At 59.4% G+C, this 24,702-nt stretch carries 15 protein-coding genes; 2 read left to right on the forward strand and 13 right to left on the reverse strand.

What is annotated here, in order from left to right:
- Position 1: 1 nt before the first annotated feature.
- From VE009_RS13710 to VE009_RS13750, 9 genes are all read right to left on the reverse strand, one after another.
- Positions 2 to 1,318: an alpha-L-fucosidase gene (locus tag VE009_RS13710; protein WP_325008484.1), complete on the reverse strand. Its 1,317-nt coding sequence runs from the start codon at positions 1,316 to 1,318 to the stop codon at positions 2 to 4.
- A 139-nt stretch (positions 1,319 to 1,457) separates the two neighbouring features.
- Positions 1,458 to 4,181, reverse strand: a complete 2,724-nt coding sequence (locus VE009_RS13715; protein WP_325008486.1) for a hypothetical protein — start codon at positions 4,179 to 4,181, stop codon at positions 1,458 to 1,460.
- An 81-nt stretch (positions 4,182 to 4,262) separates the two neighbouring features.
- Positions 4,263 to 5,852: an extracellular solute-binding protein gene (locus tag VE009_RS13720; protein ID WP_325008488.1), complete on the reverse strand. Its 1,590-nt coding sequence runs from the start codon at positions 5,850 to 5,852 to the stop codon at positions 4,263 to 4,265.
- A 109-nt stretch (positions 5,853 to 5,961) separates the two neighbouring features.
- Positions 5,962 to 6,843, reverse strand: coding sequence for a carbohydrate ABC transporter permease (locus VE009_RS13725; RefSeq protein WP_325008490.1), 882 nt, complete (start codon positions 6,841 to 6,843; stop codon positions 5,962 to 5,964).
- Positions 6,844 to 6,855: 12 nt separating this feature from the next.
- Entirely contained in the window at positions 6,856 to 7,836 is a 981-nt protein-coding gene (locus VE009_RS13730) for an ABC transporter permease (protein WP_325008491.1), read from the reverse strand.
- A 167-nt stretch (positions 7,837 to 8,003) separates the two neighbouring features.
- Entirely contained in the window at positions 8,004 to 8,954 is a 951-nt protein-coding gene (locus VE009_RS13735) for a nucleoside hydrolase (protein WP_325008493.1), read from the reverse strand.
- 46 nt (positions 8,955 to 9,000) lie between these two features.
- Positions 9,001 to 11,295, reverse strand: coding sequence for an AraC family transcriptional regulator (locus tag VE009_RS13740; RefSeq protein WP_325008495.1), 2,295 nt, complete (start codon positions 11,293 to 11,295; stop codon positions 9,001 to 9,003).
- A gap of 269 nt (positions 11,296 to 11,564) precedes the next feature.
- Positions 11,565 to 13,775: a DNA topoisomerase III gene (locus VE009_RS13745; RefSeq protein ID WP_325008497.1), complete on the reverse strand. Its 2,211-nt coding sequence runs from the start codon at positions 13,773 to 13,775 to the stop codon at positions 11,565 to 11,567.
- 120 nt (positions 13,776 to 13,895) lie between these two features.
- Positions 13,896 to 14,654 (reverse strand): SDR family oxidoreductase, encoded by a 759-nt coding sequence (locus tag VE009_RS13750; RefSeq protein WP_325008499.1) that lies wholly within the window; start codon positions 14,652 to 14,654, stop codon positions 13,896 to 13,898.
- A gap of 176 nt (positions 14,655 to 14,830) precedes the next feature.
- Between VE009_RS13750 and VE009_RS13755 the strand changes: the two genes are divergently transcribed.
- Complete coding sequence (locus VE009_RS13755) at positions 14,831 to 15,439, forward strand: TetR/AcrR family transcriptional regulator (protein ID WP_325008501.1); 609 nt, start codon at positions 14,831 to 14,833, stop codon at positions 15,437 to 15,439.
- Positions 15,440 to 15,453: 14 nt separating this feature from the next.
- Here VE009_RS13755 and VE009_RS13760 read toward each other — a convergent pair whose 3' ends face one another.
- From VE009_RS13760 to VE009_RS13770, 3 genes are all read right to left on the reverse strand, one after another.
- A complete protein-coding gene (locus tag VE009_RS13760; protein WP_325008503.1) occupies positions 15,454 to 17,634 on the reverse strand; it encodes a malate synthase G in 2,181 nt (726 codons plus the stop codon).
- Between the two features lie 164 nt (positions 17,635 to 17,798).
- Positions 17,799 to 18,719 (reverse strand): VOC family protein, encoded by a 921-nt coding sequence (locus VE009_RS13765; protein WP_325008505.1) that lies wholly within the window; start codon positions 18,717 to 18,719, stop codon positions 17,799 to 17,801.
- Between the two features lie 105 nt (positions 18,720 to 18,824).
- Positions 18,825 to 19,946 carry a glycoside hydrolase family 88/105 protein gene (locus VE009_RS13770; protein WP_325008507.1) on the reverse strand — a complete coding sequence of 374 codons (1,122 nt, stop codon included), beginning with the start codon at positions 19,944 to 19,946 and terminating at the stop codon, positions 18,825 to 18,827.
- A gap of 151 nt (positions 19,947 to 20,097) precedes the next feature.
- Here VE009_RS13770 and VE009_RS13775 point away from each other — a divergent pair, with 151 nt between their 5' ends.
- The gene (locus tag VE009_RS13775; protein ID WP_325008509.1) at positions 20,098 to 20,934 is read left to right on the forward strand and encodes a helix-turn-helix transcriptional regulator; all 837 of its coding nucleotides are present in this window, start codon (positions 20,098 to 20,100) and stop codon (positions 20,932 to 20,934) included.
- A gap of 38 nt (positions 20,935 to 20,972) precedes the next feature.
- Here VE009_RS13775 and VE009_RS13780 read toward each other — a convergent pair whose 3' ends face one another.
- Positions 20,973 to 24,668: a glycoside hydrolase gene (locus VE009_RS13780; protein ID WP_325008511.1), complete on the reverse strand. Its 3,696-nt coding sequence runs from the start codon at positions 24,666 to 24,668 to the stop codon at positions 20,973 to 20,975.
- Between the last annotated feature and the right edge of the window lie 34 nt (positions 24,669 to 24,702).

Genomic DNA, 24,702 nt, shown 5'->3' on the forward strand with positions numbered 1-24,702 from the left:
CTTATTTTAAGAACAGCTCGATGACCGGCACGGTAACGTTCGGCTTTTTCACCGGAAGCTTCAGCGTCAGCGTGTCCGCGGGACGCCCTTCGTTGAAGGCGCCCGCCTCCATCGTCATCTCTTGCTTTCCTTCGACCATCCCGATTTCCGACGCGTCGTTCAGCAGCTGCGCGTATTCGACGCGGCCCGAGAAGCCCGGAAGATGCAGATGCTTGAACGGCCAGCTGAAAATATGCAAATACAGCCGGTTCGTCTCGGGGTTGTACGTGAATCGGCAGTCGTCCGGGACGGCGAATTCGTCCGGCGCCGCCGTGCAGCCGTAGATGGAGCGCTGATGACGCTTCATCCACTCGCCGATGCCCTTCAGCCGGTCGATCGCCCGCTCGTCGATTTCCCCGCGTCCCGTCGGCCCGACGTTAAGCAGCAGGTTGCCTCCCTTGCTGACCGTATCGATCAGCATCTTGACCAGCATATCGACGCTCTTCCACGATTCTTCGTCCCGGTAATAGCCCCACGAACCGCTGAACGTGTGGCACGCTTCCCAGACGACCCTCCGGCCGTTCACCCGGATCCACTCCCGCGGCTGATACTGCTCCGGCGTCGTAATGTCCCCGCCCACCTGCAGGCGGTCGTTCAGAAGAATGTTCGGCGCAAGCTCCCGGATCATCTTCACGAGCTTCTCGCTTTGCCATTCCGCTTTGCCTTTCCCCGGGAACCCCTTCTCTGCGGGAATCGAGAAGTCGTAAAACATGAGATCGACGGGGCCGTATTCCGTCAGCAGCTCCCTGGTTTGGTTAAACATGTAATCCACATAGTTTTGGAAATGACGGGAAGCGTCCTTCTCCAAAAACTCGTTCCGAAACCGAAGCGGATGCTTGACGTCGGCGGTGTAATCCGGATGATGCCAATCCAGCAGCGAGTAGTACAGGCCGGTCTTCAGCCCGCGGGAGCGGAACGCGTCGACCATCGGCCGCAGCAGATCTCTGCCGGCCGGCGTGTTCGTCGCCTTATAATCCGTGTACTTCGAATCCCAGAGGCAGAACCCTTCGTGATGCTTCGTCGTTACGACGAAATATTTCATGCCCGCGTCCCGCGCGAGATCCGCCCACAGTTCCGGATCGTATAGGTCCGGGTCGAACCGTTTGAAATATTTGCTGTACTGCTCCGTATCCATGAATTCTCTGGATTGCAGCCACTCGTGTCTGGCACCGAGAGAATACAGCCCCCAATGGATGAACATGCCGAACCGGTCGCGCGTAAACCATGCGGAATCGCCGGCCGTCTGCCGGATTTCCTCAGCTGCGGCGCCTGCTTTCATTGCTCCCATCCCCCTATGCGATATTGCGGTTTCGTTCGTTCCGAGTTCATTATAAAAACATCCCGTCCGCGGCGTCTCTAGCCGATCTTGCCGGAAAGTTACGCGATTTTGCTGTCCGGCGCGCGGCGAGCCGCGCGCGCTAGTCCGCGCTGCGGTCTTCGAACAGCCAATCCAAATCGTCCGCGCTGCCCGCTCCGGCAACGTCCCGCGCGCGCAGCGGCTGATCCGCCTTCACGACGCCGGCGATCACGTATGCGCCCTGCCCGAGCACGAGCTTGTGCCGGCCCGCTTCGTAGAGGAAAGCGTGGACGTTCACGCTCGGCTGGAAAAAGACGCCGATCCCGTTCTTCAGCACGGGCGACAAGCCGCCGCGGTCGTCGGCATGCGTATTCTCCTCGAGACTCGGCACCTTCAGCCACTGCGGGTCCGCGGAGTTGAAATAGCCGACGAGAATGCGGGCGGGCTCCTTCAGTTCGATGTCGAGATGGACGCCGTCCCGAATCGCCTCGTCGCAGCTGAACCGGATGCCGGTCAGGCCGACGAGCTCCTCGGCCACGTTCGACGCCAGCATCTCGTTGTCCGTGAACAGCTTGCTCTGAACGCGCAGCTCGTACGTCTCCGCGCCCGGCGTGTGCACCGCGAACGCCGCCTGCGCGTACCGTTCGGTCGGCCGCGACAGGAAGGCGACCGTCTCGGGCAGCTTCCCGGAACGCAGCGCGTCGAGCCGCCGCAGGAAGACGGCGAACTCCTCCTCGTACAGCGGAAGGCAGTCCTTCCAATGCCGGAACGTTTCGCCGTTCGGGAACGGCACCTTCCGCTGCGGCGTCTGCATGCTGTTGGCGAACAAATACGTCCGCTCCGTCAGCGCGGCCAGCAAGCGGTACTGCTCCAAGCTTTCGCGGAAGCTCGGCGCGGCCGCCTCCAGCCGGTCCAAGTGCGTCAAATAATCGCCCCGTGCGAGCGCTTTGTACGTCAAGATCTCGATCGCCGCCCTCGCCTTGTGCGTATACGCGCGCGTCATCAGCGCGATCGCCTCGATATCGGTCGAGAGCCGTTCGAACTCTTCCCGGTCTCGGGACACATGGCGGCGCGCCTTGTGAATCGCCCGCTCCGCCTTCGCGGCGTGGCGCTCCGCGTTCTCGATGATGTCGACGGGCGTCTCCCCGATATGGGGCTGCCCGCTCGTCTCGCGCTCGACGTAGACGTCCAGCCGCTCCCCTTGCGGCGCCTGGCACTCCCACAGCTCCGCCCACGGCCGGTAGCGCGCGGGGTTCGTCAGCTGGCTCATCGTCATGCCGAGGCTCATCGTCTGGCGGTTGCCCTCCGTAATGCCGAACCGCCGCAGCAGCTTCGGCGCGCATTCCCCCGACGCCTCGTACGCGTCTAGGATCGCCTCGCCCGCCTCCCGGTTCCCGTACCGCTCGGCCAGCTTGCCGATCCAATATTCCCGCTCCGCCTTCGGATCCAGATCCGGATTCCACGCATATCGGAACCACGCCGCGAACCAGATCCAATCGCGCTCCATCTGCAGCAGGCGAGGTTCCGCGCGGTCCGGCGCGTACGGCCAATCCCAATAAAACAGCGGGTATAGGTGAATCCCGTTCACGTGAAGCCGGTATTTCGCCGCCTGGACGCATTTCTGGATGAAGCTCGGCGATCCGTACCGGAACGGCTCGAGATTCGCCAAAATATGCACGTTGAACAAATGCACCGAATGCAGCGAAGCCAAATGCCGGTGAATGTCCTGCCAGCGGCCGCGCGGTGTGTACGTCGTGAGCGACTCTCCGTTGTACTTCGCCTCCGTGAACAGGTTCGCGTATTTCGGAATCGCCGCTTCCATCACCTTCTCCGCCGGAATCGCGTGCGCCCGGACGATGATCGGCGGCAGCTCTTTGACATCCAGGTCCTTAAGCCCTTCCATCACGCCCTCGAGAATCGTTTCGTTGAACCACTCGACGCCGTAGAGCGCGCCCTGCAGCGCTTCCCCGAGACACACCATGAGCCCGACGTTCGGGAACGTCCGAATGAATTCGGCGATCGACCGAATGTAATAGTCGCTCGTGAGCGGCAGCGGCTTCGGCTGGTGCAGATCGAGACCGTGCTTCTCCGCGAACGGCAGCGGAATGTGGATGTTGTAAAATTTCAGCACGAGCCAGATGCCGCGCCGGTCGCACTCCTCCGCGAGCCAGCGGAACGTCTCGACGTTCAGCCGGAATTCGTCCTCCGTCACCTCCATCGCTTCGGGATATTCCTTCAGCCGAACGAGCGAGGAGAACGGGTGGCCGGTCCAGATGTAGATGACGTTGCACCGGTATTCCAACAGCCGGTCGAGGTGATCGATCCACAGCGGCTTGTCGTAAAACCACGGGAACCGGCTCGGCGTAATCGGGTATTCGTACGTTCGTCTCGGCGGCTCCACCTTCGTCAGCTGCAGAGGAATCGCCGGGCCGCGCAGCTTCATGGCGGGGGCGTCCCCGTAGGCCAGCTCATCAGGCAGCTCCCCGCGCTCCGCGACGAGCGAAGCCAGCTCTTGGCAGCCGTACAGCACGCCCGTATCTCCTCCGCCCGCTACGACGTATAACGAACCCGGCAGCGACGCCAAATAGAAGCCTTCGCCCTCCGGCGGGTCTGTATGGTACAGCAGCACCTCGTTCTCTTCCAGCTCGCGGAGGAACGGCGTCGCGGCGCGGTCGCCGATCGCGATTTTCACGCCTTCGGTTCGCCGGTAGTCCGACACCGACCAATGCTCCTCCGCGTACGCGACATCGAAGCCCGCGTTCCGCAGCGCACGCTCGAGCAAGCCGGCGCCGACGCGCACGCGCGGACTCGCGCCGGCCGGGACTGCAATCGTTACGTTGTTCATAAGCTGCCTCCTTGGAAAATTAGCCTCGCAAAGGCAAGTTCCCGACCGAACGGCCGGGAACCCCTTGTTGGACGATGCGGATTATTGAACCGCCTTGCGGTGAAGCTCGAGCAGCTGTTCAAGTCCGGCTTGGTTCAGCTCTTGAATGTACTGGTTCCATGCCGCGTCGTCATGGATATCGACTTGCCCCATGATCGCCTTGACGTAGAACTGCTCCGCGATGTCCGTCACGCCCGTGATCAGGCTGTTCGCCGTTTCCCGGTCCTCGGGGGACATCTTGAACGCCGTGAACGGCACGTACGGCTTATCCTTGAACGTCTCCGACACCGCCAAATCCATCTGACGATCCGGATTCGATTGGACGTATTCCGGATCCGTCACGAGGAACTCGATGAAGCCGGTCTTCTGGAACATCTCGTGCTTGTCGGCCGCGCCGTTGCTGTACTGCGGCTTCCCGTCCACGACCTCGTACGTCTCGCCTTCAACGCCGAGCGTATGGAACTTGACGCCCTCGGGAGAAGCCGCCCAGTTGAAATATTCCAAAATGCGGTCCAGCCGCTCGCCTTCGAGCTTGCTCGTAATGATCGGACCGTACGAGAAGAACGGCAGCTCCCGGTCGACGAAGCCCGGCTTGTCGCCCGTCGACATGTTGACCGGCGCCCATTCCCATTTCGCTTCCGGCGTATCCTGCATCAGGTTCTGGAAATACGCCGCGCGCGTTGCGTAATCATACATGAGGAAGGAGCGGCCGCTCACGCCGCGCTGCGTCCACTGCTCGGTCGTCATCGTCGGGAATTCTTTCTCGATGAGATCTTCTTTGTACAGCTTGTTTAAGAACTTTAACGATTCGCGGAATTTATCCGTCGCCTGCGCATACATGACCTCGTTGTTCGCGTCCGGATCCCGATAGAACCCTTCGAAGCCGTACCACATATCGCCGGGCAGCCGGTGGGCGAGGACGGCGATGCCGATGACGCTGTCCTTGCCGCGGTTCGAAATCGGCGTCGAATCGGGATACGCGGCTTTTAGCGCTTTCAACGTTTCGTACAATTCGTCCAGCGTTTCCGGGAACGTGAGGCCGAGCTTGTCGAACACGTCCTTGCGGTAAATCCACGCCTTCGAGTGGCTGCGATAGTTTTTAGCCGGCAAATAATACAGTTTGCCGTCGGCGTTTTGCGCGAAATCCAGCATGACGTTCCATTCCTCGTCCGTCCACCATTTCCGGTATTCCGGAATGGCGTCTAGATGTTCGGAGAACGGCACCAGGAAGCCGGCGTCGCCCCATTTTTTCACTTCCGCTTCGTGATTCAGGTTCGGAATGTAGTCCGGGTAGTTGCCGCTCGCGAACAAGACGCTTAACTTCTCCAGCCCTTCTGCAAGCGTGATGTAGTTCGTGTTGGTTTTGATGTTGAACTTTTCCATCACGAGCCGATCTTTCATCGTCGGGTTTTCGTCGGGAAGGTTTTGATACTCCGCAATGACCTCGTATTCCAGCAGTTTCGGCCCCTCGTTCGCCGGCGCGGCATCGCTCGACGCGCCGTCGGTCGACGCGGGCTGGGTCTGGGTCGTTCCTCCGTCCGAACCGGCGCCGTTCCCGGCGCTGCAGGCGGAGAGGACGAACGACAGCGCGACGATCATGCTGATCCATGCTGCGAATGTTCTCTTTGGCATGCTTAAGAACCTCCTTCAAATGTGAATCGCCCTTTTTTAACGTACATTGCGTCGTTGTTACGGCTGGCGTCTCGCGGCGGCACCCCCTTTCCATATCCGCGTGCGGCGGTTACCCTTTGAGCGAACCGATCATGACCCCGCGGACGAAATACTTTTGGACGAACGGGTAAAGAACCAGCATCGGCACGATCGAGATGACGAGCGTTCCGTATTTGAGGCTCTCCGAATTGACCTGCGTCTGGTAATCGACCGGGGTCCCTTGCATCAGGTTCTGCACCTGCGATTGCAGGACGATTTGCCGCAAAATGAGCTGCAGCGGATATTTATCGTTCGAGTTGATGTACAGCAGCGCTTGGAAGTAGGAATTCCAGTGCTGCACCGCGTAAAACAGCCCGATCGTCATGACCGACGCCATGGACAGCGGCAGCACGATGCGAAGCAGCACCTGCAGCTCGTTGCAGCCGTCCATCTTCGCGGACTCTTCGATTTCTCTCGGGAAGTTCTTAAAGAACGACAGCATGATGATCAGGAAGTACGTGTTGATGGCGAGCGGCACCGTCAGCGCCCAGAACGAGTCGTACATGCCGAGCGAATTGACGAGCAGAAACTTCGGCACCAAGCCGCCGCTGAAAAACATGGTCAGCAGAAACATCTTGAGGAAGAAAGAGCGGAACGGCAGCGTGCTTTTCGCCAGCGGATAGGCGGTTATGACGGTCACAGCCATATTGATGGCCGTCCCGAGCACCGTGATGATCACGGAATTGACGAACGATTTCGGGATGAGGAAATTGCTGAAAATGAGCTTGTAAGCCACCAGATCGAAGTTTACGGGCCATAAAAACACGTTCCCGGCCACGACGTCCTTCGGTCCGCTGAACGAAATCGCCACGATGTGGACGAACGGCAGCAGCGTGACCAGCACGACGGCGACCATGACGCTGTGCGTAACGACATCCAGCGCTTTCGATGAAAACGAGCGATCCTTCACCATGTCTGCCGCCTCCTACCATAAGCTTTCGTTCGTTAATTTCCGGGCCGCATAATTCGCCGCGACCAGAATAACCAGATTCACGACTCCGTTAAACAATTCGACGGCGGTGCCGAAGCTGTAGCTCATGTCGACCAGGCCTCGCCGGTAAATGTAAGTCGACAGCACGTCCGCCGTTTCGTACGTCGCGGGGCTGTACATCAGCAGCACCTTCTCCACGCCGACGTCCAATAAACCGGACAAATTGAGCAGGAGCATGACGACGATCGTCGTCTTCAGCGCCGGCAGCGTAATATGCCAAATTTGCTGCGTCCGCCGCGCGCCGTCGATGACGGCCGACTCGTACATCTCCGGATTCACCTTGGACAGCGCCGCCAAATAGATGATCGAGCCCCAGCCGAGCTTCTGCCAGATGTCGGAGGTGACGAACAGCGTCCGGAACCAGTCCGCGTCCCCGAAATAGTACGTCTTCTCGAGGCCGAACAGCGCATAGAGCAAATTGTTGATCGCTCCGGATTCGGGAGAGAGCAGCATCTTAAGCATGCCGATGACGGCGACGGTGGAGATGAAATACGGCAAGTAGCTGACGGTTTGCACGAATTTCTTGTACAGCATGTGCCGCACCTCGTTCAGCAAAATCGCGAACAGGATCGGCGCGGGAAATCCGAACACCGTGTTATACAAGCTCAGCAGAATCGTGTTACGAAGCAGCTTCCAAAAATTCGGACTCTCCACGAACGCGGTAAAATGCTTCAGCCCGACCCACGTGCTCGTGAATACGTTTTCAATATAGCCGAGGCTCGCGTTCAGCTTGAAGTCTTTGAACGCGACCAAGATGCCGTACATGGGCAAGTACTGGAAGATGAAGTAGTACGCGAACCCCGGCGCGAGCATCAGCAGCAGCAAGCGATGCTTGACGATCTCCCGGCGCAGCTGCGACCACTTCCCGATTCCGGCCGACGCGGACCGGATCGGAGCTTGTTGCCGCACATCCATGGCCTTCTCTCCTTCTTTCGATTTCGCGGTCCGGCTTGGGCGGTGCCGCTCGACGCCAATGTACCAAGACGCCATACGAAGCCGCAAGGTACATTCCCTCCGATCGGCACCCATCGCTTACGGGAACGAGGAACGGCACACCGTTTTATCGCAGACCCACACCGTTTCTACGATCGCTTCCCCCAAGGCGCGGCCGGATCCGGACCCGAGGACGCTTCATGGAACAGCGCCAGCTTGGCGTACATGTCTTCCAGCGTGAATCTGGAGTCGACCGAGCGGTACACGCGGATGAGGCGCGGCGAATCGCCGGACGCCGGCTCGTACGAGCCGTCCTGCCGAATTCTCGGCGCGGGCCGCAGGTCGTACTCGAACGCGTGGTCGTCGAGCAGGAGCGAGACGGCCGGCGAGTCGCCGAGCATCCACATTTCGCCTTTGGGCCAACGCGGTTGATCGCCCCAATTTACGTTGAAGGCGACGAGCTGGTCGAACAAATACCGACCGAGCTCCCCCTGCGGCCGCACCCGAACGGCCAGCTCCGCAAGGCTTACGCGAATCATCGAATATACGTTCTTCGGCACCTGCCACAGCTCGATCGGGGAGCCGAGCACGACGTTGGCCGCGGCGATATCGTTGCCGGCGTTGAATTCCGCCCCGCCGTTCGGGTATGTCCCTCCGCCGATCCAAACCGCCGTCAGCCTGTCCGCGATGCGCGGGTCCGCCAAATACGCGCTCGCGAGATCGGTCAGCGGCCCGAGGAAAATTACGAACAGCGGCGCAGGATCGTCGCGCAGCGCCTCCTTGACGATGAGCTCCGCCCCCGCCGACGGCACCGGCGTCCTCTCGTCCGGCATCGCGCCGGGCGCGCCGGGAACGGCGGCGTATCGGTCCTCCAGCTTCATCAGCCGCAGCAGCTTTTCGATTTCGGCGCAGGACTCCTCGAGCGACGTCGCGCTCCTCGTGCCGAAATGCGCTCCGATCAATCCTTCGATGCGGAATCTCGGCGTCAGCAGCGCATGCGCGATCGCGAATTGGTCGTCCGCTTCGTTGGCGGCGTCCGTATTGACGATAAGGCGAATTTTTTTCGGCTCCGGCACGGCGTAAGGCATCCAATCGAACATGAAACATCGCTCCCTTTCAGGTTTGGAATCGTTTACAAACTAGGTATTAGCGCGCCTGCTGATGCACATGCTCCTTCGCTTGCTCCCTGAACGCGGTCGGCTGTATGCCTTTGACCCGCTTGAACGCTCGTCGGAACGATTTGTCGTTCGCGTATCCGACCTTCGCAGCGATCTCCTGCACGGACAAAGACGTCTCCGTCAGCAGTTCGCAAGCCTTCTCCATCCGCAAATTTTCCAAATACGTGGAGAAGTTGTTCTGCGTTCGATCCTTGAACAGGAACGAAATATAATTTTCCGTCAACGCGAAGTGCGTCGACAGCGTGGAGAGCGACAACGACGCGTCGTCGAAATACCGGTCTACGTACTCCAGCATGAGATGAATGAGCTCGTGGTTTTGATCTTTCCTCTGCTGCTTGTTGTAATCCAGAAGCTTGCCGAACGTGTCGGACAACGAGCCGAACGCTTGCATCGCGTCGTCAAGGCTCAGCGTCTCCGTCTCCCGTTCGATCGAGCGGCGGAACGCCGCGTCGTCTTTGCGGATTTGTCCCGCAATTTTATACACGGTCCCCTTCATTTCCATGATGAGCTGCTGCTTGCTATCGACGGACAGCATTCTCTGGCGGAAGTTGCCGTCTTCGATATGCTCGAGCAGCGATGCAAGGGCGGCTTCCTCCCCCGCCTTCACCGTTTGGACCAGCTTGTTTTCGATTTCGAGCGGGTAGTAGTACTCGTTGGTCAGCTCCAGCAGCTCGGACCAGGTGATTCGGTTCAACTCCGCGAAGTCGAGCGCCCCGACCGCCTCGTAATACGATTTCCAGCTGTCGGCGATGCGCGGCTGGCGGGAGCCCGCGGCGCACCGCACGTTGAACCGGAACTTCTCCGCGGTGAAATAGATCAGCTTGTTCAGCTTGCCTTCCAGCTCCTCTTCGCCCTCCGGCTCCGGAGCGCCGATGAGGAACGCCACCGCGTCCTCGCTGATGTCGTGGGCGAACACCGCGGCTCCGATCAGGTCGTTCGCCAAATTTTTCATAACGAATTTATTGAACTGCAGCTCCTGCACGATTTCGTCCGTGATCGCGCCGCCGTACTTTTCGATCCGGATGACGACCCACAGGAAGCTGTCCCCGCGAAGCGTCAGCTTCGCTCGATCCGCGAACGTCCGCGTTTCTTCTTCGCTCTTGAATTCGCCCCTCATCACTTTTTCGATAAATACGTTCTGCAGCACAGGCAGCTGCTGTTCCATGACGCCCTTGAGGTCGTCGTGACTGTTCGCCATGTTCTTGTACGTGTTCAAGATGTATTCGAATTCGTCTTCCCCCGCGTCGCGGTGGAATTTTCCCGACTTCTTCATTTCTTGAAGCAGCCGGGCGAGCGGCTTCCGGTGGCGGTACGACATATAGAGCGCCGTCAGCGCGCCCGCGATGAGCGACAGCGCCGTAATCGAGAGAATCGTCCGGCGAATGTACGTCAACCGCTCGAGGAACGTCTCTTGCGGAATGATCGAGAAATATTCCCACCAGGAGAATCGAGACTCCGTCGACGTGACGTAGTATTTCTCCCCGCCGTAGTCGACGTACCCGTTCGTCCGGGGCAGCGTCCGCAGCGCTTCGACCGGCAGCTCTCCCTCCGGGCCGGTCGAAACCATCAGCGCGCCTTCCTTGTTGGCCGCGAACGCCCACCCGCCGACGCTGTTCGTCAGCGGCAGCAGCAAATTCCGAATTCTCGCCTCGTCGACGTAGACGATGATCGCCCCTTCGGTCTGCCGTCCCGCGCCGAGATTGATCGGCGCCGTGAACGCGACCGTCTCGTACGCCCCGTTGATCGCATGGACGGTCGCCGGTTCGTGGAACGTGTAGGCGGGCGCCGTCATCAAGGACGACCACTCCTCGTAGGACAAATCGCCGTACCGGAGGAAATGGTCGTATTCTTCGCTCCCGTGATAAATGCCGCGCGTCGTCAAGATCGTATCCGACTTTTTAAAATAGAGCAGGATGTCTTTCACGTATACGTTTAAATATTGATGGCTGGCCAGCTCCTCCGACATCTCCATCAGCTCGTAATGGTGCTGATCCGAGAGCGGCAGCGATACGTTCGCGAACCGCAGGACGTTGGTGTCGGCGCTGAGACGGTTGGTTACACCGAGAATGAAATTCAGCTGTTCGTCCACGATCTTGCTCGTCTGCTCCAGCATCGCGGTGCCGGTGCGCTTCGCTTCCTCTTCGAACGCGTTCAACGTCTGGTAGTGGACATAAGCGCCGATGATGATCGGAATGAGCAAAATGAATAAGTAAGAAAACAACAACTTATGAAAGCCGTTCACTCTGTTTTTGATCTGCCCCATTGGTCGCCCCCGATTCCAAAGGTACTGTTTACATTACCCCCACCTTAACAGCACACCCCCTCGCGCACAATCGGCATTTCCGACCTTTTTTGTTAGCCAAACCATATCCGGAGCGACCTCGGGCCGCAAGGTACATTATTTATGGACCCACCCAAATCCTCGGTTTCGCCGGACAACTGGCGTTCCTTCCGGGGTATCCATCCGTAAGGCGATGCGCAAAAAAAAAATAGGACTGCATCGTCCGATGCAATCCCTCGTTGAATACGACTTTATTTGTCCCGGCCGTCCCCGCCCAGCTGCAGCTTCTTGAGCGCCTCCGCCAGCGCGGTGTTGACCGGCTCCTCCTGCTTTTGCGATTGCAAATATTGCTGAACCGACCGCTTATCGGCTTTGCCGCCGCCCGTCTCCTTCTTGCGCCGCGCCTCGAACGCCGACAGCTTCTCGCGGTAGCCGCAGGCGCAGACGAAAATTTGCCCTTCGCCTTCGCCGCGCAGCTCCATCTTCTTCCGGCATTGCGGGCACCGGGCGTTCGTGACGCGCGAGACGGTTTTCCGGCGTCCGCATTCCCGGTCTTGGCAGACGAGCATCTTTCCTTTTTTCCCGTTCACCTCGAGCATCGGCTTTCCGCAGTCCGGGCAGGCGGTGCGGGTGACGTTATCGTGCTTGTAGGTTTTGTCGCTGCGCTTGATGCTAGAGACGATCTCCCGCGTATACTGCTTGATTTCGGCGATGAACGCGTCTTTCTGCAATTGCCCCTTCGCGATTCGCTCCAGCTTCCGCTCCCATTCCGCCGTCAGAGCCGGCGATTTGAGGTCCGCCGGGACGAGCTCGAGGAGCTGCTTGCCTTTCGACGTGAGGTGGATCTCCTTGCCGCGCTTTTCGATCAGGAACGAGTTGAACAGCTTCTCGATAATGTCCGCGCGCGTCGCCACCGTGCCGAGACCGCCCGTCGATTTAAGCGTCTCGCTCAGCTGCCGCTGCTCCGCAGGGAGGAACGGCGTCGGGTTTTCCATCGCGGACAGCAGCGTCGCCTCCGTAAAGCGCGCCGGCGGCTTCGTTTGCCCCGACGTCTGGGCGATCAGGCGGATCGGCAGCGTTTGCCCTTGCTCGATGCGCGGCAGCAATTGCTCCCGGATGTCGTCCGGCGACTCCTCGTCCTCGTCGAACCGTTGGTCGTACGCTTCTTTCCAGCCTGCCTGCAGCACCGTCTTCCCTCGCGCCGCGAACGTCTCGGCGCCGATCTTCGCGTGCAACGTAAGCTGCTCATACTCGAACGCCGGATACAGCACAGCCAGGAACCGCCGCACGATGAGGTCGTAAATTTTCCGCTCCTTGTCGGTCATGGCCGACAAGTTCGCCGGCTCTTCCGTCGGCACGATCGCATGATGGTCGCTGACCTTGTCGTCGTCGATGAACGCGGAAGCTTTCGTCACCGGCTTATTCCACACCTTCGCCGCCAGCGCGCGGTACGGGCCGACTCCGCAGCCGCGCAGCCGGTCGGGAATGGTGCCGGCCATGTCCGATGACAAATAGCGCGAATCGGTGCGGGGATACGTAACGGCCTTGTGCTGTTCGTACAGCTTCTGCACGATGCCCAGCGTTTCTTTCGCCGAGTAGCCGAACAGCTTATTGCCGTCTCGCTGCAGCTCCGTAAGGTCGTACAGCGCCGGCGCGTACGCCTTCTTCGGCTTTCGCTCGATGTGCGTCACTACAGCGTCTTGCCGGCCGAGCTTGTTCACGATCGCGGCGATCCGCTCCGCATCGAAGCTGCGGCTGTTCCCGGCGGCGTCCCGCCACGTCAAGACCAGCTTATCGTTCGTTTGCGCTTCGATGCCGTAATACGTCTTCGGTTGAAAATGCTTGATTTCTTCTTCCCGCTGCGCGATGATCGCCACCACCGGCGTCTGGACGCGGCCGCAGTTCAGCTGCGCGTTAAACCTCGTCGACAGCGCCCGGCTCGCGTTCAGTCCGACGTACCAGTCGGCCTCCGACCGAGCGACCGCGGAGTAATACAGGTTCTCGTAGTCCTTCCCCGGCTTCAACTGGCGGAACCCTTCCAGAATCGCCTTGTCCGTGACGGAGGAGATCCATAGCCGCTTGATCGGCTTGCGCACGTTCGCCTTCTCGAGAATCCATCGGGCGACCAGCTCCCCCTCCCGGCCGGCGTCCGTCGCGATGACGATCTCGTTCACGTCGCTCCGGGCGAGCTGCGATTTCACCGCGGCGAATTGCTTGCCGGACTGCTTGATGACTGTGAGGCGCAGCTGCTCCGGCAGCATCGGCAGATCTTCCAACCGCCAAGTCTTGTATTTATCGTCATAGGCTTCGGGATCCGCCAGCGTCACCAAGTGACCCAACGCCCAAGTGACGATGTCGTTCGCCCCCTCGAGATAGCCGTCCCCTTTTTTATCGCATTTCAGCACCCTCGCCAAATCGCGCGCCACCGAAGGCTTTTCCGCCAAAATCAATCGTTTCGCCATGCCGTGTTGACCCCTTTTCATTGCTTGCTAGCTATGAACACTATACCATAATTCGGCGGAGGGGCCTCCCGGGGGCTCGAAACAAAAAAGGCCTCGGCCGCAGCCGAGACCTTATTCGTCTTAATACGCCGTCCAGCCGGCGTCCGCGGTAACCGTCGTGCCGTTGACGAAGCTCGATTCGTCCGACGCGAGAAACAGCGCGACCTTCGCGATCTCCTCCGGCTCGCCGACGCGCGGGTTAATCCCCATCCCCGACATCGCGCGCTCGGCGCCGAACGGGTTCGGAGCCGTCATCGATGCGGAGATATTCGTCTTCACGCCGCCCGGCGCGATCGCGTTGCACCGAATGCCGAGCTTCGCGTATTGGTAGCCGACGCTCTTCGTGAGGCCGACGACGGCATGCTTCGACGCCGTATACGCGGCGCCGGCGCGCGAGCCGAACAATCCGCCCGCGGACGCGATATTGACGATGACGCCCGATTGCTTCGGCGCGAATATCGACAGCGCCTTGCGCGTCGTACGCATCGGGCCCGTCGTATTGACCGCGAACACTTTCTCCCAAAGCTCGTCCGTCAGGTCGCCTGCCGGTACGAAATTGTCCATGATGCCTGCATTATTGACCAAAATATCGACGGTGCCGTATGCTCCTACCGCAGCATCGAACATGCGTTGAACGTCTTCTTCGAGGGCGACGTTCGACTGTACGGCGATCGCGCTTCCGCCGCGCTCCTCGATGCCTCGGACGACTTGGCTTGCGCTCTCGAGGTTCAAGTCCGACACCACGACTTTCGCGCCTTCGGCGGCGAACAACTCCGCGATCGCTTTCCCCATCCCCGAAGCCGCACCCGTTACAACTGCCACTTTCCCGGAAAGTCTCATGCATGTCCCTACTTTCATGGTATAATCAACACATGTTGGGTAACCACACAAGTGTTTCCTTTAGTATAGGGACTTGTTGTAAAGGGTTTCAATCAGCAAAATCGGTTGAAATGCCGTCTACCCGACAAAACGGTTCGGTTTGTTCAGTACTTTTTCCCCCGAAGGAGGAAGCGACGTTGAATCCATCAAACCCCCGAATCGACCCGAGGGTCGTGCGCAGCAAAGCGGCGCTGCGGGACGCGCTGCTTCAACTGATGGCAGAGCGTCCGTTCGCTTCGATTTCGATCACCGACATCGTCAAACTGGCGAAATACAATAGAGGGACCTTCTACGCGAATTACGCCGCGAAAGAAGATCTCCTCGACGATGTTCTCTCGGAGTTAATGAAAGATCTCGTGCAAGCGTTCCGGGCGCCGTACGAGCACGCGCCTACGCTGAATTTGAGCGAACTTCACGCCAACTCCGTCCAAATTTTCGAACATATTCGAAATAACGCCAAGCTGTACTCCATCTTATCCGGGAACGACGTGCTTCCGCTCCTGCGGGAGAAAATGTTCTCTACCCTGAAGCAAATCGTGAAGGAAGAGTTCGTTCACGACGACCCCGAGCTCGATCCGGAGCTTGCCGTGATCTTCTCGATTCATGCGCTGCTCGGGCTCATTTTCCATTGGATCGAAAGCGGATATGCGCGCCCGGCTTCGTACATGCAGGACCAGTTGGTCAAATTGGTCACGCGCAGGCCCTTGGCCGTCAAGACGGTGCGCCCGCCTCGCCTAGGCCGGTAACCGCGGCACGGGCGTTATGCGTTCTGCGCGGTCAAGGCTTTGAATTCGAGCCGCCTGCGGTGCAGAATCGGCTCGGTGTAGCCGTTCGGCTGCTTCGCGCCCTCGAACACCAGCTCGCACGCCGCTTGGAACGCGACGGAGCGGTCCAAATCGGCGGACATCGGCCGGTAGGCCGGGTCCCCTGCATTCTGTTCGTCCACGACGCGCGCCATCCGCTTCATCGTCTCCATCACTTGCTCCTTCGAGCAAACGCCGTGGCGAAGCCAATTCGCGATATGCTGGCTCGAAATGCGCAAGGTGGCGCGGTCCTCCATCAAACCGACATTGTGGATGTCCGGCACTTTCGAACATCCGATGCCCTGCTCGACCCAGCGCACGACATAACCGAGAATGCCTTGCGCATTGTTGTCGAGCTCGCGCTGAATGTCTTCCTCGCTCCACTCCGGGCCGGCTGCCACAGGAATCTCGAGGATGTCGTCCCTGAGATCGACCGCGGTCGACCGCAATTGACGCTGTACCTCTTTCACGTCTACTTCGTGGTAGTGCAGCGCATGCAATGTTGCGGCCGTCGGGGAAGGCACCCAAGCCGTGTTCGCTCCGGCCTTCGGATGTCCGATTTTTTGCTTCAGCATCTCCTGCATCAAATCCGGCATCGCCCACATCCCTTTGCCGATCTGGGCGCGCCCCTGCAAGCCGCAGCCCAGCCCCGCGTACACATTCGATTTCTCGTAAGCCGTCAACCAGCGGGATGTCTTCATTTCGTTCTTGCGGATCATCGGCCCGGCTTCCATAGACGTATGAATTTCATCCCCGGTGCGGTCCAAGAAGCCTGTGTTGATGAACACAATGCGGTCTTTCACCTGCTTGATGCAGGCCTTCAAGTTTACCGACGTGCGGCGCTCTTCATCCATGACGCCGATTTTGAGCGTATACCTGTTCATCTCCAGCATATCTTCGATTCGGTTAAACAGTTCGTTGGCGAACGCAACCTCCTCGGAGCCGTGCATCTTCGGCTTGACGATGTAAACGGAGCCCTTCGACGAGTTCGGGTAACGCGTATTACCGTTCAACGTATGCTTGGCGATCAAGCTTGTAATGACGCCGTCTAAGATGCCTTCGGGCACTTCGTTGCCTTCTTCGTCCAACACCGCGTTGATCGTCATCAAGTGGCCGACGTTGCGCACGAACAGAAGCGATCGGCCCCGCAGACGGAACGCGGCGCCCTCAGGCGACGTATATTCGCGGTCCGGATTCAGCGTCCGCGTTACCTGACGTCCCCCCTTCGCGAACGAAGCGGTCAAGTCCCCCTTCATGAGGCCAAGCCAATTTCGGTAGACGAGCACCTTATCCTCTGCGTCGACGGCCGCTACGGAATCTTCGCAATCCATAATGGTCGTGAGCGCGGATTCCACCACGATATCCTTCACCCCGGCGGGGTCCGTACAGCCGATCGGATGCGCGCGGTCGATGCAAATTTCGAAGTGAAGCCCATTGTTCCGCAGAAGCACGGTCTCGGGGTTCGACGGGTCGCCTTGGTACCCGGCCAGCTGCGACTCGTCCCGAAGCCCGGCTGCCGCTCCGCCGCGAATAGCGACCGAAAGTTTTCCGCCGACGACGGCGTAAGATACCGCATCCGCATGAGATCCTTCGGTTAGAGGCGCGGCTTGATCCAGGAAACGCTTAGCGAAGGCAATGACCTTCTCGCCGCGAACCGGATTGTACGCCTCCCCCCGCTCGGCGCCGTCCTCCTCCCCGATCGCATCCGTCCCGTACAAAGCGTCGTAGAGGCTGCCCCAGCGCGCATTGGCGGCATTCAGCGCATACCGCGCGTTATTCACCGGAACGACGAGCTGCGGACCCGCCTGCATCGCGATTTCGTCATCGACCCCGTCGGTCGCGACCTCGAACGGCTCCGGTTCCGGTTCCAAATAGCCGATTTCCTGCAGGAAAGCTTTGTAGGCTTGGAAATCGAAAGAAGCTTGATGCTCGCGATGCCACGCGTCGATTTGCGCCTGGAGGCGGTCCCTCTTCTGTAACAAAGCTTTATTGACCGGCGCCATCTCGCGAATCAGCGCTTCGAACGAAGCCCAGAACGACTTGCCCTCAACCCCGCTGCCCGGCAGCGCTTCCGTCTGGATAAATTCGTACAGCGCGGAGGCGACTTGAAGCTTCCCAACCTTTACATAACGCTCCATTTATTTTTCCTCCCTCATCGATTTGTTCAATATAATGAACAATGTTCATAAATTCTAATATAAGTGTATCATCCGAAAGAAGATGGGTCAATTCAAATTAGCTGACAAAGGAACATTGAACAAAACCCCAACCGTCAACGTTGGACGGTTGGGGTTTTTCGCATTTATTCTCCTTCGAACGCTCGCCGCAATTGCGCGAGGTCAAACTTCTTCATCGTAAGGAACGCCCTCGTGACGCGGTCGATCTGCTCCGGCGTGCCCGTCGTCATCATCTCGTCCATGGCGGCGGGGACGACCTGCCACGACAGGCCGTATTTGTCTTTCAGCCAGCCGCACTGTTCGGCCTCCGGCACGGCGGACAGCTTGTCCCAATAATATTCGATGTCTTCCTGCGACTCGCAGCAGATGACGAACGAAATCGCTTCGTTGAAAGTAAACCCGTGCTCGTACGCGCTGTCGATGGCCGCGAACCAAGTGCGCTCCAGCATAAAGTCGGTAAACATGACCGTTCCCTCCGGATTGTCCGCTTGACCAGGGCCGTACTTGAGAAGTACGCCGGGTTTCGAATTGCGGAAGACGGACAAGTAAAACTCGCGCGCCTCCTCCGCCTTGCCGCGGTTGCCGTCCACGAACATCAAAGAAGGGACGATCGCGGGCGGCGGCTCATCGGAGGCTTCCGCCAGCATCAGCTGCCACGAGACGCCGAACTTGTCCTGGATCCAGCCATACCGTTCGCTGAACGGGTAACGATCCAGCGGCATCAGCGCGGTACCGCCGTCGGACAATTTGTCCCACACCCGGTCTAGCGTTTCCCTAGCGTTCTTGTCTCTCGCCGGGTCGAAATTGACGATAAACGAGATCGAAGGGTTGAACTTGAACAACGGCCCCGCCGAAATGGCCTGAAACATCTGGCCCCGGACGGTGAACGTAACGACGTCGCAATCGCCGGAGGGCGTGTCCGTGAGTTTTACGACACTCACGACTTTCGAATCCGGGAAAACGGTGCAGTAAAACTCTGCGGCGGCTTTCGCCTCGTTGTCGAACCAGAGGTGCGGGAAAATGGTTGTTCCGAGCGTTCCGCTCATGCGCGTTCCTCCTTCTCCTTGGCAAACAATTCCATCTTATCACACGGAAGAAGTTAAGGGCCGCCCCAATCGGGACGACCCTAGATTTTTCCTGAGGAAATATAATTACTCCGGTTTCGCCGCTTGGCTCATCTCCGCGCACATGAGGACGAATGCGCCGGCGCCGTGCAGATCGTTCTCGCTCGTCGGACGGGCGATGTAGTGCGCGTAGTCGCCGATGCCCGTGCCGATGCAGATGTTGCCGATGACGACATGACCGTTCTCGTCGAACTTCAAGGTGTCGATGACGCCTTGATAGCCTTTCCAAGCATATTCCAAATACTTCGCATCCAAATACCCGAGGCGTACGGCCTTAGCGATGGCATGGACGTACAGCGACGTGCAGGAGTTTTCCAGCCAGTTGTCCGGGCGGTCTCCTTTGTCGACGACCTGATACCAGAGGCCGGTGGCTTCGTCTTGGAATTTCGGGAGGGCGATCAGCAGGTCTTGAAGGATGCTTACCAGCTTCGCTTTATCCTTGTGATCCTCAGGCAGGTGCTCGAACATTTCCAGCAGGGCGACGGGGTACCAGCCGATGGCGCGGCCCCAGAATTCCGGAGCGAGGCCCGTTTCGGGATCCGCCCATTTCGCCTGTTTCGTTTCGTCCCAGCCGTGGTACAGCAAACCGGTGACGGGATCCTTCGTATGCTTCTCCATTAGGATCGCTTGGAACGTCATCATATCGAAATATTCGCTCTCGCCGAACGTCTTGCCGAACTGGACGGCGATCGGGCCGGCCATGTACAGCCCGTCCAGCCACATTTGGTTCGGGTAGTGCCCTTTGTGCCAGAAGCCGCCCGACGGGTTCGTCGGCCACGATTTCAACAGCGGGACCAGCGTATGCAGCGCCTTCTTATAGCGCTCGTCGCCCGTTTGCTCGTACAAATTGAAGAGCAGCACGCCCGGCTGAATATCGTCCAGCTCGTCGGGTTTGAACTTCTTGATGCTGCCGTCTTCGAGCACCTGGCTGTCGACCCAGCCCTTGATGTAATCGTAGTAGGCTTGCTTGCCGGTCAGCTGCCAGCATTTCTCCATGCCGGACAAGAACACCCCTTGATGATAGTGGAACCGATCCGGGGGGAGCGCTTCCGGTTCGAATTTGTGCATCAGCGCTTCGCAAGCTTTCTCCGCCCAGTCAAGCGGAGTCAATTCGGCCGTCTTCACGGCGTTCGTTTCCGAGGTTTGCATTGGACGATGTCCTCCCTATCGCATTGATACGTTCATCGTAGCACAGAGATATGTACATTTTTTGCGGGAAACGAACGATTCTTCTTATATCTTGCGGTTTCCATGCGATCGGGTATAATGGTGCATGACGAAGGAAGGCGGTGCGGACGCAATGGAAGAGCTTCATTACCGCAGCAGCTCGGAAACCTTTTCGGTATCCCACCGGAAAGCGCTGAGCCACAATATGCCAGTCAAGCATTTTCACAATACGTACGAAATCTTTTACTTGCTGTCCGGCAAGCGGGAGTTTTTTATTAAAGACCGGACGACGGTGATCAACGAGGGGGATATCGTCATCATCTCCCCGAACATTTTGCATCGGACCACCAATACGGAAATGCCCCAGCACGAGCGGCTCATCGTCAACATCCATGAGAAGCATTTGGCGATCGCGGACGGCTCCGCCGCGGACTTGCTGCAGCAGCTGCTGGAGCGGGAGTACGTCGTGATCCGCAGCTCCCCGGAGGACCGGCCCGACGCGGAAGCGCTCGCCCGGCGGATCGTGCGCGAGCTGCGGGAGCGTAAGGCCGGGTTCGAAACGTACATGCAGACGTTGACGCTGCAGCTGCTGATTCACTGCTGCCGGCATTGGAGCCACGCCGACGCGGCGGCGTTGGAATTTCCGAGCCCGATGCACGAGAGGATGTCGGAGGTCGTTCAATATATCAACGTGCGGTATCCGGAGGAGCTGTCGCTCCACCGGCTGGCGGAGACGTTTTACGTCAGCCCTTATTATTTGAGCCGTTCTTTCAAGGAAGCGACCGGCTTTACGATCGTGGAATACATCAACAGCGTCAGGATCAAAGAGGCGAAGAAGCTGCTCATGCGCACCTCGATGCAGGTGCAGTCGATCGCGAGGAAGGTCGGCTTCGGCAGCGTCACCCAATTCGGCCGCGTGTTTAAGCAGGTTACCGGTCATCCGCCGTTGTTTTATAGGAAGGGAAAATAAGACCGATTCGGCGTCATCCGAATCGGTCTTATTGCTGATTACATATCCGGCGACGGTACCGGAACGTCCGCCTCGACCTTGATCCAGCTGAGCATCGGTTTGGAGCCGCCCGCCTTAACGACCTTCACGACGAGCTCACCGCCGGTCGCCGCAATGCCGCCGAACGATTTTTCCTCTCTGTTCGAACCGATGACGTAGTTGGTCTGCTTCGTCTCTCCGTTGATGACCAGCTGCATCGTACGATCCCGCGCGCTCCACGGGTCGTAAAACCCGACCGTGACCTTATACGTGCCGTTAGGGATTTCGAACCGGTATGCAAGCCCTTTGCCGTTCGTATTCCCGTCGTATTGACGGATGGAATCGTACGGATCGGCCGATCCGGTTCGCGCCCACGTCAGTCCGTCGTCGGCCTCGTACCCCCACTTCATCCCGGTCACGGGATCGCTGCCGTACGGCTGCTCTTCCAGCGTTTGGAGCGATCCGAACGTTTCGCCTTGCTCCGCGGCCGCAGGCGTATCGTCGCCGGCATCCACGTAGTAGAGAATCGAGCTGCCGGATCCGTTCGGCGTCGCTTCCGCCGGCTCCGACGCCGCTTCCGCCGCTCCCCGCTTCGCGACGACCGTGAAGACGTACGTTACGCCGTTCGTCAAACCGGCGACGGTCGTCGCTCCCGGATTAGCGGTCGTTTCGGCGTACGCGTCGTCTTCGGCCGTTACGGGCTTATACCGGATGACATACGCGTCCGCGCCGTCGACCTCGCTGTACTGCAGCGACACCTGCCGATCGCCTTCCTTCACTTGATAAATTTCAGGCTTCGCCTCAAAGTCCCGCTCCGCGTTCGCCGCCTTCACATAAGCGAACTGCGCGTCCGCCCAGCTGTGCAGACCGACGCGCCCGCTCGTGTACATCGTATCCGCGACATCGAATACCGGCTGACCGTCGATCGACGCCCGAATCCGTTTCCCCTCCAGCCGAACTTCCAGCTTGTATAGCTCGCCGAGCTTCGCCGTGAACGGAACGGCAGGCGCGAGGCTTTGGCCGTCTCTGCGCAAAAACAGGATGCCGTTCTCGAACCCGAACATGTACCCCTTCGAGTAGCTTGTTCCCCGGAAGGCGATCCCCCAATCCGCGCCCGGCGTGGCGTGCTTCGCGACGGCGGTGATCGTGCCGTCGATCAGTTTCACCCCTTGGAAGCCGATTTCGCCTTGATGGTCTCCTCCGGACACATGCTTCAGCCATCCGTCTTCCATGACCCAAGCGCTGAGTTCCTGCCGGTAGCGCGACAGGTCTCCGTCATCGAAAGGATCTTCGACGCGGACGTATTCCGTTGATGGCGTGACGACCGTTTCCGCGAATCCGGTGCCTTGCCCTCCTTGGCCGACGGTGAATACGCGTACCGCGGCGGGGGTGCCGTTGGGCAGTCCCGTCACTTCCGCCGAAGGGCGATCGGTCGGCACGGCTGCGGCGGTTTGCGAATCGACGATCGCCTGAACGATATAGCCGGTCGCGCCCTCGACCGCGCTCCACTCCAACTGCGCCTTCCCGTCGCCGGGTACGGCGACGACTTTGCCGGGCGCGGCCGCGTCCGGGGTGACCGCGAACTCGGCCGAGGCCGGGCCGACGTTCGGCCCGTCGACCGCTTCGACGACCCCATAGTAGGTCGTGCCGTTCGCCAGTCCGGCGACCTCGACGGAGCCGTCCGGCGCGTCGCTGACGACTTCCTGCGCGTATACGCCGGGCTGCGTGCCGTATCGGACGCGGTAGGCGGGAATGCCGGCTTCGACGTCGTACGATACCGTGAAGGCGCCGTCGGAGCCGGATGCCGCGACGCCGCTCGGCGCGAGCAGCTGCGGCGTGCCGTAGGCGCGCTTCGAAGGAGGGCCGAATCCGTTCCGGTTGCCCCCGCGTACGGTCACGAAATACGTCTCGCCGTTTTCTAAGCCCCGGATCACCGCGGATTCGCCGGCTTCGAGCGCGATCGTTCGTTCGGCGATGTCGTTCTGCGCGCCGTATCTGATTTCGTATGCGGAGGCGCCCGCCGGCGAGCTGAATGCAACGTACAGCCCCTTGTTGAGCGGCTTCACTTCCAGAATATCCGGCGCTTCCGGCTTCTGCCGATCCTTGACGATGTCCCCGTAGAGCGTTACGACGGAGCGCGCGGGAATGACGGTTTCGAACGTCCCGTCGGCGTGAGCCGGCACATCCGCGCCGCGCGCCAAATCTTGGCCGGCCGAGGTGACATACGATTTCATAACGAATACGGTTTCTTTCGGATCCAGTCCGGTCAAGTTCAACCGAACGCGTCGATCCTCCCCGCTGTCGTTGACGAACACGGCCGTCGCCGTCTTCTCGCCCTCGTGCAGATAAGCGGAACCGAGCAATCCGCCGCGCGACTCTTCGTCGAGTCCGGTCAGGGCGATCCGTTCCGCGCCGGGGCGGATGAACTTGCTGTAGTTGCCGAGAGCCCACAAGATTTTAGATGTTAAAATGTTCTGCTCGTCGCCGGGGTTGTTGAAATCGGTATAGATCAAACCGTCCTTGTAATCCTCTTTGGAAACCGCCGTCCACCACTGCCATGCCGACGCGTTCGCCTTCGTCAAATCGAAATGAATCGTGCGCGCCACGTGCAGCGCGGGATCGATGCCGAGATCGCGGCCGGGGCCGTAGGAACCAAGAATGCAGTATTCCGTCATCCAATACTTGGCGTCCGCGGAGTACTTCCGCAAATTGTCGACGAGCAGCTCCCGCAGCTTGCCCAGCCGGTCGTCGCCGGGTCTGCTGTAGTCGGACCAATACGAGTGCGACGCGATCTTATTGCCGACCGCTTCCCTCAATTCCGGGTCGCCGAGCAAATCTTTGATATACTCCCGATATTTCCCGAGACCGAGCTGGTTCGCCCCGCCCATGTAGCGCTCGTTGTTCGTGAAAGCTTTATAGAACTCGTCATCAAGGAGCGCCGTAATTTCGACGCCGTCCGGGGCGCTGATTTGCGACGCGAGGCCTCGTGCCTTCAGCTCCCGGTGCAGCTCGAGAAGAACCCGTTTCATGTCGTCGTTGTTATACCGGTTTCCTTCCTGACCGGCGTAGTTCCAATCCCACGTCGGCTCGTTGATCGGGCTGATATATTGGAACTCTAGGCCTTCCTGCCGGAAATGCTCCAGCACGTCGGCCAAATACGCCGCGAATTCGTCTTCGTAGCCTGCTTTCAAATTGGTCGAGCCTACGCTCGGGTCCGGCTGCGCGTGGCCGTTCTTCGTCATCCAAACGGGAGGGCTGTTCGCGAACGCGATCAGCGTATCGACGCCCCGCTCCTTGGCGGCTCGAAGGAACCACTGCTGTCCCGCCTGCTTGCTCCAATCGTAAGTTCCGTCTTCCGTCTGCTTGAACGCCTCGGCCCGGCGCCATGGATTCGAGATGATCGCTTGATCCGTTTCCGCGGAGCCCGCCCCGATGTTGAACCGCCAAGCGGACAGACCGATTCCTTTCTCCCTGGAGAACAGCAGATCGGCGACGCGCGCTTTATTTTCCTCCGTCCAATATTTTCCGAGCGGATCCATCGACCACGCGTCGGACGCCCCGAAGTTGTCGATCGTTTGGTGCTTCGCCGACGCGTCGATCGTCACCTGTACGGCCCCCGCTTCGGCGCCTTCGGCCGCATAACCGTTATTTGTGCTGACGAAACAAAAACAAGAAAGCAGCATGGCCGTCAGCTTTTTCATTCGAATCGCTCCCATCGGCTTACCTCCCTGTACGTTGCGGGGCGAACGC

Origin of the sequence: Paenibacillus sp., assembly GCF_035645195.1 — a bacterium.
Lineage (GTDB): Bacteria > Bacillota > Bacilli > Paenibacillales > YIM-B00363 > Paenibacillus_AE.

Bases quoted from the DNA above. Each gene is read 5' to 3' on its own strand.
- VE009_RS13715 (WP_325008486.1), bottom strand. From the start codon at position 4,181: ATGAACAACGTAACGATTGCAGTCCCGGCCGGCGCGAGTCCGCGCGTG.
- VE009_RS13760 (WP_325008503.1), bottom strand. From the start codon at position 17,634: ATGGAGCGTTATGTAAAGGTTGGGAAGCTTCAAGTCGCCTCCGCGCTG.
- VE009_RS13725 (WP_325008490.1), bottom strand. From the start codon at position 6,843: ATGGTGAAGGATCGCTCGTTTTCATCGAAAGCGCTGGATGTCGTTACG.
- VE009_RS13745 (WP_325008497.1), bottom strand. From the start codon at position 13,775: ATGGCGAAACGATTGATTTTGGCGGAAAAGCCTTCGGTGGCGCGCGAT.
- VE009_RS13710 (WP_325008484.1), bottom strand. From the start codon at position 1,318: ATGAAAGCAGGCGCCGCAGCTGAGGAAATCCGGCAGACGGCCGGCGAT.
- VE009_RS13780 (WP_325008511.1), bottom strand. From the start codon at position 24,668: ATGGGAGCGATTCGAATGAAAAAGCTGACGGCCATGCTGCTTTCTTGT.
- VE009_RS13740 (WP_325008495.1), bottom strand. From the start codon at position 11,295: ATGGGGCAGATCAAAAACAGAGTGAACGGCTTTCATAAGTTGTTGTTT.
- VE009_RS13765 (WP_325008505.1), bottom strand. From the start codon at position 18,719: ATGAGCGGAACGCTCGGAACAACCATTTTCCCGCACCTCTGGTTCGAC.
- VE009_RS13730 (WP_325008491.1), bottom strand. From the start codon at position 7,836: ATGGATGTGCGGCAACAAGCTCCGATCCGGTCCGCGTCGGCCGGAATC.
- VE009_RS13735 (WP_325008493.1), bottom strand. From the start codon at position 8,954: ATGTTCGATTGGATGCCTTACGCCGTGCCGGAGCCGAAAAAAATTCGC.
- VE009_RS13775 (WP_325008509.1), top strand. From the start codon at position 20,098: ATGGAAGAGCTTCATTACCGCAGCAGCTCGGAAACCTTTTCGGTATCC.
- VE009_RS13750 (WP_325008499.1), bottom strand. From the start codon at position 14,654: ATGAGACTTTCCGGGAAAGTGGCAGTTGTAACGGGTGCGGCTTCGGGG.
- VE009_RS13720 (WP_325008488.1), bottom strand. From the start codon at position 5,852: ATGCCAAAGAGAACATTCGCAGCATGGATCAGCATGATCGTCGCGCTG.
- VE009_RS13770 (WP_325008507.1), bottom strand. From the start codon at position 19,946: ATGCAAACCTCGGAAACGAACGCCGTGAAGACGGCCGAATTGACTCCG.